Origin of the sequence: Pseudomonas baetica (assembly GCF_019733355.1) — a bacterium.
In the GTDB taxonomy this organism is placed as follows: domain Bacteria; phylum Pseudomonadota; class Gammaproteobacteria; order Pseudomonadales; family Pseudomonadaceae; genus Aquipseudomonas; species Aquipseudomonas baetica_A.
In genome coordinates, this window is the sequence record NZ_JAIHLQ010000017.1 from 21,271 (window position 1) to 33,387 (window position 12,117).

9 protein-coding genes are annotated in these 12,117 nt (G+C 58.5%); all 9 read left to right on the top strand.

What is annotated here, in order from left to right; genetic code table 11:
* The first annotated feature begins 266 nt into the window (after positions 1-266).
* Positions 267-608, top strand: coding sequence for a hypothetical protein (locus K5E40_RS35055; protein ID WP_045058202.1), 342 nt, complete (start codon positions 267-269; stop codon positions 606-608).
* Between the two features lie 99 nt (positions 609-707).
* Positions 708-1,964: a TolC family protein gene (locus K5E40_RS17005; RefSeq protein WP_090470168.1), complete on the top strand. Its 1,257-nt coding sequence runs from the start codon at positions 708-710 to the stop codon at positions 1,962-1,964.
* Complete coding sequence (locus tag K5E40_RS17010; protein ID WP_045058204.1) at positions 1,961-3,445, top strand: efflux RND transporter periplasmic adaptor subunit; 1,485 nt, start codon at positions 1,961-1,963, stop codon at positions 3,443-3,445. Before K5E40_RS17005 ends, K5E40_RS17010 begins: the two co-directional genes overlap by 4 nt.
* On the top strand, positions 3,442-6,600 hold the full coding sequence (locus K5E40_RS17015; RefSeq protein WP_115146705.1) for an efflux RND transporter permease subunit: 3,159 nt from the start codon (positions 3,442-3,444) through the stop codon (positions 6,598-6,600). Before K5E40_RS17010 ends, K5E40_RS17015 begins: the two co-directional genes overlap by 4 nt.
* Positions 6,597-6,947: a copper-binding protein gene (locus K5E40_RS17020; RefSeq protein ID WP_045058206.1), complete on the top strand. Its 351-nt coding sequence runs from the start codon at positions 6,597-6,599 to the stop codon at positions 6,945-6,947. Before K5E40_RS17015 ends, K5E40_RS17020 begins: the two co-directional genes overlap by 4 nt.
* Positions 6,948-7,356: 409 nt before the next feature.
* Complete coding sequence (locus tag K5E40_RS17030; RefSeq protein ID WP_082069125.1) at positions 7,357-8,010, top strand: antitoxin Xre/MbcA/ParS toxin-binding domain-containing protein; 654 nt, start codon at positions 7,357-7,359, stop codon at positions 8,008-8,010.
* A gap of 370 nt (positions 8,011-8,380) precedes the next feature.
* Positions 8,381-9,307: a LysR family transcriptional regulator gene (locus K5E40_RS17035; protein WP_221731824.1), complete on the top strand. Its 927-nt coding sequence runs from the start codon at positions 8,381-8,383 to the stop codon at positions 9,305-9,307.
* 104 nt (positions 9,308-9,411) lie between these two features.
* Positions 9,412-10,038 (top strand): glutathione S-transferase family protein, encoded by a 627-nt coding sequence (locus K5E40_RS17040; RefSeq protein ID WP_221731825.1) that lies wholly within the window; start codon positions 9,412-9,414, stop codon positions 10,036-10,038.
* Positions 10,039-10,083: 45 nt separating this feature from the next.
* Positions 10,084-12,114, top strand: a complete 2,031-nt coding sequence (locus K5E40_RS17045) for a pyridoxamine 5'-phosphate oxidase family protein (protein ID WP_221731826.1) — start codon at positions 10,084-10,086, stop codon at positions 12,112-12,114.
* Positions 12,115-12,117: the final 3 nt, after the last annotated feature.

The following is a 12,117-nucleotide window of genomic DNA, read 5'->3' on the forward strand; positions in this document are numbered from 1 at the left end:
TGCGGATAGCTTGGTCCTCCATGGACATCACCTAATCCTCGGAAGGCAGAAGAGGGTTCAAAAACTTGATTTGAGGTCTCCTATTCGCCTATTTTTGGCTGCAATCTGTCCACAAACTCAGGTAAAAGATGAGATGTGGCCAGATAAAAATTGACTCAGATTTATAAACCAGCTCCGGTGTTATCACCTGACTTAGGCCTCTCGGCAGGCCGTTTATGCCCTGCATCCAATTGTAAGGGCCATTTGCACCGTCTACACTCCAGTCCATGAAACGCTATCTGCGGTTTTGCATCGTCTTCATGATTAGCTTGGCGCTTCCCCTCAGCGGGATGGCGGGCGTTCAGGCACCGACAGAACCATGCCCAATGAAGACGATGGGCATGGCGATAATGGACGACATGGGGATGGACTGCTGCAACGATATGAAAAGCCCTTCCGAGCACGGCAAACCTTGTAAGCCGGGCCAGGAATGCAAGACAGGCGGCATGCTGCAAGTCTCGATCCTCAAGCCTCCTGTAACCGTATTCAGCCCCGTAGTGCTTTACTTCTTCAGCGATTCCCTACCCGTACAGACCCCGTCCGGGGTATGGCGACCGCCTCGCGTTTGATTCCTGTCCCACATTGAGCCTCATTCCGCGTTAGCGGGATGGACTAGCTGCGCGCATGTCTTTTGACGCGTGCAGTGGATGATCACAGGAATCGTAAACATGAACTCCAAGTGCTATTGCACAGGCTGGTCCCTCGTGGCCGGTCTGGCGGCAAGCGTACTGGCATTGCCGAGCTTCGCTGCCGCATTGACACTCGATGAAGCGTTGCGGCTGGCCGAAAACAATGCACCGTCGCTGACCGCACAAGACGCCAAAATTCAAGCTGCCAGCAGCGCGGCTATTCCAGCCGGTGAACTACCTGACCCCAGGCTACTGTTGGGTGTGCAGAACTACCCCATTGGCGGTCCGGATCGCTGGAGCATCGATCAGGACTTCATGACCATGCAAGTGGTCGGGGTCAGGCAAGAAATGCCCAACAGCGACAAGCGCAAAGCGCGCATAGAAGTGGCCGATGCGGCCATTGATCGCGCCGCTGCGGAGCGTCGAGTCGAACGTCTGAAAGTACGCCAGTCCACGGCGTTGGCCTGGATCAATAGCTACTCGGTTGAGCGCAAAGATGCGCTGTTCCAGGACTTCTACAAAGAAAACCGCCTGTTGACCGATACCGTCAGGGCCCAGATTGCCGGTGGCCGCGCTCAACCCGCCGATGCGGTGACGCCTAAGCAAGAAGCGGCTCAACTGGCGGAGCAACAGGACGATCTGATTCTCCAGAGAGCGCAGGCCCGAGCAGCCCTCAAACGCTGGATTGGCTCCGCCGCCAACGACAAGCCTGTGGGCAGCTTGCCGCATTGGCCCGTCGATACCTCCGGCTACGCCCATAAACTGCAACACCACCCCGAGTTGGCAGCGTTTGCGCCGATGACCCGCGAAGCGCAAGCCAAGGTTCGTGAAGCCGTGTCGGAGAAGCAGTCGGACTGGAGCTGGGAGCTGGATTATCAGCGTCGCGGCCGTGAGTTTGGCGATATGGTCAGCGTGCAATTTTCCTGGGAGCTGCCGCTGTTTCCTGACTCGCGCCAAAACCCCAAAATCGCAGCCAAACAGGCTGAACTCAGTCAGCTTGAGGCCGAGCGCGAAGCTCTGTCACGCGAGCACACTCAGCAACTAGAGAGCGAACTGGCCGACTATGAGCGCCTGAATCGTGCCGTGCGCCGAAACCAGGAAAGCCTGTTGCCGCTGGCCAAGGAAAAGGTCGAACTCAGCATGGCCAGTTATCGCTCGGGCAAAGGCGATTTAAACGCCGTTGTTGCTGCCCGACGTGAACTCATCGAGGCCCGCCTCAAACAGATCGACGTGGAAGAGCAGCGAGCGCTGACCAGTGCGCGGTTGTATTTTGCTTATGGGGAGTCCAGCCAATGAGCCTTAAAAAAGGGAACGGGGCATTGCTGGTTGGCATCTCGCTGGCCTTAGGTGTTGCCGGTGGTTACTGGTTGGCGCATCAGCGTATGAGTGGACTACCAAATACCACACAAGAGCAGAGCCTCAATTCACCGGGCGAACGCAAAGCACTTTATTGGTACGACCCCATGTACCCGCAACAAAAGTTCGATAAGCCGGGTAAGTCTCCCTTCATGGACATGCAACTGGTCCCGCAGTACACCAGCAGCGCAGGGGACCGAGCGACCGTCAGTATCGATCCAAGTCTGACCCAAAATCTCGGCCTGCGTTTTGCGACAGTCAGCCGTGCGATCTTTGATTCCAGCCTCGACGTGACAGGTGTGTTGGGATTCAACGAACGTGATGTCGCTGTGATTCAGGCGCGCACCCCTGGCTTTGTGGAGCGGGTCTATGCCCATGCTCCCGGCGATGTACTCAAAGCCAACGCGGCGCTGGCGGATGTTCTGGTGCCTGAGTGGGCCGCTGCCCAGACAGAGTTCCTTGCCCTGAAACGCAACGGGGATGCTGCCCTGTTGGATGCGGCCCGACAACGACTGCGGCTCACAGGGATGCCGGCAGCACTGATTACCGATGTAGAGCGTGGCGGTAAGGTTCAGCCCTACCTGACGCTGACCAGCCCCATTGCCGGTGTACTGCAAGAATTGAACGTACGTGCGGGAATGACCGTGGCGACTGGCGATACTCTGGCACGCGTCAATGGCTTGAGCAGTGTCTGGCTAGCCGTGGCCGTTCCAGAATCGGATGCCGGATCAATCACCGTGGGGCAGGCGGTCGAAGCGCGCCTGCCAGCTTTCCCAGGGACAATACTCAACGGCAGGGTCAGCGCGATTTTGCCCGAGACCAATCCGGACAGCCGCACTCTTCGCGTACGTGTCGAGTTACCCAATCCGGACGGACGCCTCAGACCGGGTTTGACAGCGCAGGTACACCTGAATCGTTCGACCGAGCAAAGTGTGTTGTGGGTGCCGAGCGAAGCGGTGATTCGCACGGGCCGACGTGCCTTGGTGATGCTCGCCGCAGACGCCGGCCGCTACCGTCCCGTGGCGGTGCAACTCGGGCAGGAAAGCGATGGCAAGACGGCGATATTGAAAGGTCTGGAAGAAGGCCAGAAAGTGGTTACCTCTGGCCAGTTCCTGCTCGACTCGGAGGCCAGTCTTAAGGGCATCGTTGCAAGCTCGGAGGAAGAGTCACCACCCAGCGCAGCAGCCTCCAGCTTTCATGAAGCGGATGGGCAGATCGTTGAGATCAACGACAAAGAAGTCACGCTCGCCCATGGTCCTTTCAAAACGCTGGGTATGCCTGGCATGACGATGACGTTCCCACTCGCCAACCCGGCGCTGATGCAGGGCTTCAAAACGGGTGACAAGGTTCGGGTTGCGGTGAGTCAGACCGACGATGGCCTGCGTGTTGAGCGCCTGGAAAAATCGGGGAGCCAGCCATGATCGCTGCCCTGATTCGTTGGTCAGTGGCCAACCGATTCCTGGTGCTACTGGCGACGCTGTTTGTCACGGCGTGGGGCATTTGGTCGGTGCAGAGCACGCCCATCGATGCACTGCCAGATCTCTCGGATGTTCAGGTGATCATCCGCACCCCTTTTCCGGGACAAGCGCCGCAGATTGTCGAGAACCAGGTGACCTATCCGTTGGCCACCACCATGCTCTCGGTGCCGGGTGCCAAGACGGTGCGTGGCTATTCCTTCTTCGGTGACAGCTTCGTTTACGTGCTGTTCGAAGACGGCACTGACTTGTACTGGGCGCGCTCGCGGGTGTTGGAGTATCTGAGCCAAATACAAAGTCGGTTGCCGGCCAGCGCCAAGCCGGCGTTGGGACCGGATGCGACGGGGGTGGGCTGGATCTATCAGTACGCACTGGTGGATCGCAGTGGAGGACACGATCTGGCGCAGCTACGCGCACTTCAGGACTGGTTCCTCAAGTTCGAACTCAAGACCCTGCCCAACGTTGCAGAAGTAGCCACCGTGGGTGGCATGGTCAAGCAGTACCAGGTCCAGCTTGATCCGCTCAAACTGGCCAGCCTCGGTATTACTCAGGCTGAGGTGACCGAAGCCATCGGCAAGGCCAACCAGGAAACCGGTGGCGCGGTGCTGGAGATGGCAGAGACCGAGTTCATCGTGCGTGCTTCCGGCTACCTGAAGACGCTCAATGACTTTCGGGCGATCCCGCTCAAGCTGGCTTCGGGAGGAGTGCCAGTAACCCTTGGCGATGTCGCCACGATCCAGTTGGGACCGGAAATGCGGCGTGGCATTACTGAACTCGACGGCGAAGGCGAGACCGTCGGCGGCGTGGTGATTTTGCGCAGCGGCAAGAATGCTCGCGAGACCATTGCCGCGGTCAAGACCAAACTCGACGAACTGAAAAGCAGTCTGCCGGCCGGGGTGGATATCGTCACCACCTACGACCGCAGTAAGCTGATCGACCGCGCCGTGGAAAACCTCAGCCACAAGCTCATCGAAGAGTTCATCGTTGTCGCGTTGGTGTGTGGGATCTTCCTCTGGCACCTGCGCTCATCTCTGGTGGCGATCATTTCGCTGCCGGTGGGGGTGCTGATTGCCTTCATCGTCATGCGCTACCAGGGCATCAACGCCAACATCATGTCCTTGGGCGGGATAGCCATCGCCATCGGCGCCATGGTCGATGCCGCCGTGGTGATGATCGAGAACGCCCACAAGAAGATCGAGGCATGGCACGCGGCCAATCCGGGGGAAGAACTGAAGGGTGAACGTCATTGGCATGTAATGACCGAAGCGGCGGCAGAGGTAGGCCCGGCGCTGTTCTTCTGTTTGTTGATCATCACTCTGTCTTTCATTCCGGTGTTCACCCTGGAAGCTCAGGAAGGACGGCTGTTCGGTCCTTTGGCTTTCACCAAGACCTACGCCATGGCCGCAGCGGCGGGATTGTCAGTGACCTTGGTGCCGGTGCTGATGGGCTACTGGATTCGTGGACGAATTCCCAGTGAACATCAGAACCCGTTGAACCGGTGGTTGATTCGGATCTATCAGCCAGCCCTGGACGCAGTCTTGCGTCGACCAAAGATCACGCTGCTGGTGGCACTATTGGTTTTTGTCAGTGCGCTATGGCCAATGTCTCGCTTGGGTGGCGAGTTTCTCCCCCCGTTGGACGAGGGCGACCTGCTCTATATGCCTTCAGCTCTGCCGGGATTGTCAGCGCAGAAAGCGGCACAACTGCTGCAACAGACTGACCGTCTGATCAAGACCGTGCCTGAAGTCGAACACGTCTTCGGTAAGGCGGGGCGCGCTGAAACCGCCACCGACCCCGCACCGCTGGAGATGTTCGAAACCACGATCCAGTTCAAGCCGCACGAGCAATGGCGTCCAGGCATGACCCAGGAAAAGTTGGTGGAAGAACTGGATCGAGTGGTACGAGTCCCTGGGCTGACGAATATCTGGATACCACCGATTCGTAACCGTATCGACATGCTGGCTACGGGGATCAAGAGTCCCATCGGAGTGAAAGTTGCCGGCACCAACCTGACGGAGATCGATGCCGCGACTCAGGCGGTTGAGCGAGTGGCCAAGGACGTGCCCGGCGTCAGTTCGGCTCTGGCCGAGCGTCTGACCGGTGGTCGCTATATCGATGTGGATATCGACCGCAAAGCCGCCGCCCGCTACGGACTGAATATCGCCGATGTGCAGTCCATCGTGGCCGGCGCTATCGGCGGTGAAAACGTCGGCGAGACCATTGAAGGGCTCGCACGCTTCCCGATCAACGTGCGCTATCCACGGGAGTGGCGTGACTCGCTCGGCGCCCTGGAGCAATTGCCGATCTATACCCCGCTAGGTAGCCAGATCACCCTCGGCACAGTGGCGAAGGTCAAAGTCACGGACGGTCCACCGATGCTCAAGAGCGAGAACGCACGACCTTCGGGCTGGGTGTACGTCGATGTGCGGGGGAGGGACATTGCGTCGGTGGTCGCTGATCTACGACGGGTCGTCAATGAGCAGGTCAAGTTGCAGCCCGGCATGAGCCTGAGCTACTCAGGGCAGTTCGAGTTTCTCGAAAGGGCCAACGCACGACTCAAACTGGTGGTGCCTGCCACGCTGTTGATCATCTTCGTGCTGCTCTACCTGACTTTTGCCCGCTTCGATGAGGCCTTGCTGATCATGGCCACTCTGCCATTCGCTCTCACGGGCGGGGCATGGTTCCTCTATCTGTTGGGGTTCAACCTGTCAGTCGCCACCGGGGTCGGCTTTATCGCCTTGGCCGGTGTTTCCGCCGAGTTTGGCGTGATCATGTTGCTCTACCTGAAGAACGCCTGGGCCGAACGTGAAGACCTCGGCGACAGCACTGAGCTCGGTCTGGTTGCGGCGATTCGTGAAGGCGCCGTGCAGCGTGTTCGACCCAAGGCCATGACCGTGGCCGTCATCATTGCCGGCTTGTTACCCATCTTGCTGGGCAGCGGGACCGGCAGCGAGGTGATGAGCCGCATTGCTGCGCCCATGGTAGGCGGCATGGTCACGGCACCCTTGCTTTCCCTGTTTGTCATTCCGGCAGCCTATCGCCTGATGCGTCGCCGGCACCTCTCCGTTGAAACCGTCAAACCTGAAGGAAGTGTCGTATGAAACTGACCCTGATTGCAGTTGCCAGCACCGTAGTAGCGTTGTCTTTTTCTGCCCTGGCAGAGGACATGCCGGGTATGAAGATGGACGGTATGGAGAGCAAGCAGATGACTGAGGAAACAAAGCAGGCTCCAGTCGCGAATGCCGATGGAACGATCAAGGCTATCGATACTGTGAAGCATACGGTGACTATCTCTCACGGCGCTGTGCCTGCCGTGCGATGGCCGCCGATGACCATGGTCTTTTCCGTAACGCAAGATAAGTTGACAGGGCTGACGGCCGGAGACCGTGTATCTTTTTCCTTCCTGATAGAGGGTGGTAGAGCTACGATTGTGTCCATTCAAAAGTGAAACAGCGGTGGTGAAAGTGGCCGGCGCGCTTGTCGAGCCGACCATTATCACTAAATCTGCAGGTCAGAAAAATGTACGCCTCGTTTTGAGTCGCGAGCAGTCGAGATGCGACGAAGTTGAGGCCGGTCTCTGTTGGGCTTCTTTTCCTTCCCTTTGGCGAATATCTTTCTGACCAGACCAATGGCTGCCGTTGACCCATTTCCGTCCGATGTGGTGCTCGAACGTGAAACAGCGGGCGTGTAGTCGAGCTTTTAGCTGACATCTTTGCCGATGCGCCGGAGAGTGCAGCCGCTCGTCGCAATAACCGGCAGGAATGGCCTCTATGCACGGTTATCCAGTGACTGGATCTGCTCTGCGCGCGAGCATAATGATGCGTCTTCTCTAATTACGAAATGAGAACCGGACGATCATGAGTGGGAGCGAGCGCTGGATAGTCAAATGCCAGGATACTGAGGATGGTAGCGGTGATGTCATCGTTGATTTACCCCCAGAACTGCTTGCCAAAATGGGAGTAGGTGTGGGGGACGATCTGACGATTACGGTAGCGGACGGCGCAATAGTGCTGAAGCCTACGCATGGAACAACATCAGTGCAGCCCGTGTTTGCTGGAGTCCTGCTTGATGAAGCTTATCATGCCTACCGCATCCGGCTGGAGGCGTCTCTTAATATCCCCTCAAACGCCTCTGACCAGGACATTCACGACATTATCGTAGCTGGCTTCTCGGCCAGCCTGATCCAGTCGCTTTGCGACGTTGGAACTATAAGTCCGGAAGAACGCGACAGAATTATTCCACTCAAAATGCTCAAAACAAAATTGGTCAGCAATCAGCTTTTAACGGTGGATGAGAGTGATCGCCTGTTCCGCTTTGCACATATTACCGCCATGGCCGATGTGATCTTCGGGGACGCAGAGAAGGCCAAACAATGGCTTTCCAAACCGAAATCCCGGTTTTCGGGTAAAAGTCCAACAGCGATGCTCACTACAACTCACGGCACACATCGGGTCGAACAAATGCTGATTGAGGTAAATGAGGGCATGTCATTTCGATCTAACCGCAGCTAAGTAGAACCATCACAATTGGGTACGCGCCCCCAAGGGCATTTTTGTCAAAATATTCATTCAGCTGGCATGCTCCGTTAAGCCGTTTACCCCTGAGTTCACTGAGCCGGTGGTGTCACAATATTTTGTTCGGCTGCAATCTCGACTTTAAAAAGGCTCCCGCGGGTAGTGTCAAACTATGTTGTTATAAACTCATCCCGTCATTCGGATATCGTTATGCGTTGTGTCAATCTATGTTGTAAAAATGGCATCGCGGCAGGTTCCGTAAACGACTGATTTTATTGGTTTCCGTGTGTCAAACTATGATGTTGGGCACCAACCCAAAAAAATCGCAGCTTCGGCTGCGATTTTTGTATCTGATTCGAGGGTATCCATGGATCGCTTCCAGGAAATGCAAATCTTCGCCGTCGTCGCCAAGGAGCAAGGCTTTTCCGCCGCCGCACGGCATCTGGGCCTGTCCGCCGCCAGCGTCACCCGTGCTGTGGCCGCACTGGAGCAGCGCATCGGTACGCAATTGCTGATTCGAACCACGCGCAGCGTGCATTTGAGCGAGGCGGGGCAGAGGTATCTGGAGGACTGTCGCAGAATTCTCGCCGAGGTGCAGGAAGCCGAGGATTCGGCTGCCGGCAGTCACGCCCAGCCCCGTGGGCAATTGACGGTGACGGCGCCGGTGTTGTTTGGCGAGTTGTTTGTCACGCCGGTGATGGCCGGTTATCTGGCGCAGTATCCGGACGTTTCGATCAATGCCCTGTTGCTCGATCGGGTGGTGAGCATGGTTGAGGAGGGTATCGATGTCGCGGTGCGCATCGGTGAACTGGCGGACAGCAATCAGCATGCGATTCGCGTGGGCGAGGTTCGGCGGGTGGTTTGTGGTTCGCCGCAATACCTGGCCGATCATGGTCGTCCCACGCATCCTCAGGCGTTGGCCGGTTTGCCCGTGGTGGCGACTTCGGCCACCGGCCAGATACGCACATGGCCGTTTCTCGACGGTGGCGAACCATTGATCGTGCGCCCGGAGCCGCGTCTGATAGTCACCGCCAATCAGGCTGCGATCACGGCCGCGTGTCTGGGCTTGGGGCTGACCCGAGTGCTTTCCTATCAAGTGGCCAACAAGGTCGCGGCAGGCCAACTTGAGATCGTCCTCGCCGAGTTCGAACTGCCGCCGCTGCCGATCCATGTGGTGTATCAGGGCGGGCGCAAGGCGCCGGCGCGGGTGCGCAGTTTTGTTGATTTCACGGTAAATGCTCTGCGTGAGCATCCGGGGCTGAAAAATGCCGCTTTATTGCATGAGAAGAAATAATCGATTGCAAATGCTGGTGATTCTGTTGCTTCAAGGATAGGTAGAAGATGGGCTCCATCAGCGCTGCCACCCTTGGGCGGTGCGATTATCCAGCGGAGTCGACCATGCAACCGATCAAACTCTACAACTTCCCTCGTTCCGGCCATGCTCACCGTGTCGAGCTGATGCTGTCGCTGTTGCACCTGCCGACGGAGCTGATCTTCGTCGATCTGGCCAAAGGCGAGCACAAACAGCCGGCGTATCTAGCGATCAACAGTTTCGGTCAGGTGCCGGCCATTGATGATGAGGGTGTGGTGCTGGCGGATTCCAACGCGATTCTGGTGTATCTGGCGCAGAAATACGGCAATGGCCGCTGGCTGCCAAGCGATCCGGTGGGCGCCGCACGGGTGCAGCGCTGGTTGTCGGTGGCGGCCGGGCCGATCGCTTTTGGTCCGGCGGCGGCCCGGTTGATCACGGTATTCGGGGCGAAACTCAATGCTGAAGAACTGATCGAGCGTTCGCACAATCTGCTCAAGATGATGGATGTCGAGTTGGGCAAGACGCCGTATCTGGTGGGCGACGAGCCGACCATCGCCGATGTCTCGGCTTACAGCTACATCGCCCATGCACCGGAGGGCAATGTGTCACTGGACGATTACGCCAACGTGCGCGCCTGGTTGGCACGGATCGAAGCCTTGCCTGGTTTCGTCGGTATGCCGCGCACCGTCGCCGGTCTGCAAACCACAGTCTGATTCTCATTAGCCACACTGTGCCGACGGCGCAGGGGAGAGGTCGTGATGGAACGTTCACCTTGGCACGCGGGCGAGCGGCAACTGCAAGAGCATGTGGGTGTGGCCGAGCGCATGGAAGCATTCGGGCGTAAGGTCATTCGTACCTGGATGCCGGACCAGCACCGTGAGTTCTATCAGCAATTGCCGTTCATGTTGTACGGCGCAGTGGATGCCGAGGGGCGTCCTTGGGCCAGCGTGCTGGAAGGTGCGCCGGGGTTCGCCCATTCGCCCGATCCGCAGCGCCTGCAATTTGCCAGCCTGCCCGCCGATGATGATCCGGCGCCGATTCGTCATGGAGAGCCGGTCGGTTTGCTCGGCATCGAATTGCACACCCGTCGGCGCAACCGCCTCAATGGTCACGTCGCTAATCTTGAGGCAAGCGGTTTCGACGTGACGGTGGATCAGGCCTTCGGCAACTGCCCGCAGTACATTCAGTTGCGCCAGTTTCAGCGGGTGCCGCTGACTGATCCCGCGTCGCGGCCGGCGCGGCATCTGGATGTGCTGGACGACGCGGGCGCCGCGTTGATCGCCAGCGCCGACACGTTCTTTATCGCCAGTTACGTCGATGTCGATGGCCAGCGATCAGTGGACGTTTCCCACCGTGGCGGTCAGGCCGGTTTCGTACGCGTAGAAAGCAATCGCCTGACCATCCCGGATTTTGCCGGCAACCTGCACTTCAACACCCTCGGCAATCTGCTGCTCAACCCCAAGGCTGGCTTGCTGTTCATCGACTTTTCCACAGGCGATTTGCTGCACCTGAGCGGTCGTACGGAAATCGTCCTCGATGGGCCACAGATCGAGGCTTTCCAGGGGGCTGAACGGCTGTGGACATTTGATGTGGAAAAACTGGTTCGGCGCCCGGCAGCGCTGGCCTTGCGCTGGCGCTTCGACGGCATGTCGCCCACCAGTCTGCTGACCGGCAACTGGGCCGAGGCCGATGCGCGTTTGCAGGCGCAGGCGTTGGGTAACCGTTGGCGGCCGCTGCGGGTGGCGAAGATCGAGGCAGAAAGTCGCAACATCCGCTCCATTTACCTGGAGCCGGACGATGGCGCCGGTTTGCCGGTGTTTCTCGCGGGTCAGCATCTACCGCTGCGTTTTACTCTCGATGGCGAGGTGCACATCCGCACTTACAGCCTGTCGAGTGCGCCATCGGATGGTTTTTACCGGATCAGTGTGAAGCGCGAAGGCCGCGTGTCGAGCCATTTGCATGAGCAGATCCAGGTGGGTGACGTGTTGGAGGCGCGAGCGCCGCAAGGGCATTTCACCGTGGCGCCGCTGGAACGGCGGCCGCTGGTGCTGTTGGCGGCCGGGGTCGGCATTACGCCGATACTGTCGATGCTGCGCGAGGTGGTTTATCAAGGTTTGCGCACGCGCAGAATTCGTCCGACGTGGTTGCTGCAGAGTTCGCGCAGCCTGGCCGATCAACCGTTTCGCAAGGAACTGGACCGCTTGTTGGACAGTGCGGGCGATGCGGTGCGGGTGCTGCGTTTGCTCAGTCAGCCGGAAGAGGACGCGCACGAAGGTGAAGATTTTGATCTGCACGGGCGCATCGATGACGCGGTGTTGAGGAATCTGCTGGCGGTTGAGGATTACGATCAGATCGACTTTGTTCTGTGTGGCCCCGGCGCTTTCACCCAAGGTCTGTACGACAGCTTGCGCGAACTGGATGTGCGCGATGCACAGATTCACGCCGAGACTTTCGGCCCGTCGACCCTGAAGCGGCGTGCCGATGCGGACGCCATCACGATTGCGCAGCCCCCGGCCGCCACCACCTCCGTGCCCGTGGTGTTCGAACGCTCGGCCAAGGAGGCCCGTTGGCAACCGGACGGTGGCAGTTTGCTGGAACTGGCGGAAAGTCGCGGATTGCGTCCGGAATTCAGTTGCCGTGGTGGTTCGTGCGGTACCTGCAAGACCCGGTTGGTCAGCGGTGCGGTGAATTATCCACAGCCCCCCGCCGATATCCCGGAAGAGGGACAGGTGCTGATTTGCTGTGCGGTGCCGGCGCAGAGCGAGCAACCGCTGGTGCTGGATCTTTAAACC

Bases quoted from the DNA above. Each gene is read 5' to 3' on its own strand.
- K5E40_RS17015 (WP_115146705.1), top strand. From the start codon at position 3,442: ATGATCGCTGCCCTGATTCGTTGGTCAGTGGCCAACCGATTCCTGGTG.
- K5E40_RS17045 (WP_221731826.1), top strand. From the start codon at position 10,084: ATGGAACGTTCACCTTGGCACGCGGGCGAGCGGCAACTGCAAGAGCAT.
- K5E40_RS17020 (WP_045058206.1), top strand. From the start codon at position 6,597: ATGAAACTGACCCTGATTGCAGTTGCCAGCACCGTAGTAGCGTTGTCT.
- K5E40_RS17035 (WP_221731824.1), top strand. From the start codon at position 8,381: ATGGATCGCTTCCAGGAAATGCAAATCTTCGCCGTCGTCGCCAAGGAG.
- K5E40_RS17040 (WP_221731825.1), top strand. From the start codon at position 9,412: ATGCAACCGATCAAACTCTACAACTTCCCTCGTTCCGGCCATGCTCAC.
- K5E40_RS17010 (WP_045058204.1), top strand. From the start codon at position 1,961: ATGAGCCTTAAAAAAGGGAACGGGGCATTGCTGGTTGGCATCTCGCTG.
- K5E40_RS17005 (WP_090470168.1), top strand. From the start codon at position 708: ATGAACTCCAAGTGCTATTGCACAGGCTGGTCCCTCGTGGCCGGTCTG.
- K5E40_RS17030 (WP_082069125.1), top strand. From the start codon at position 7,357: ATGAGTGGGAGCGAGCGCTGGATAGTCAAATGCCAGGATACTGAGGAT.
- K5E40_RS35055 (WP_045058202.1), top strand. From the start codon at position 267: ATGAAACGCTATCTGCGGTTTTGCATCGTCTTCATGATTAGCTTGGCG.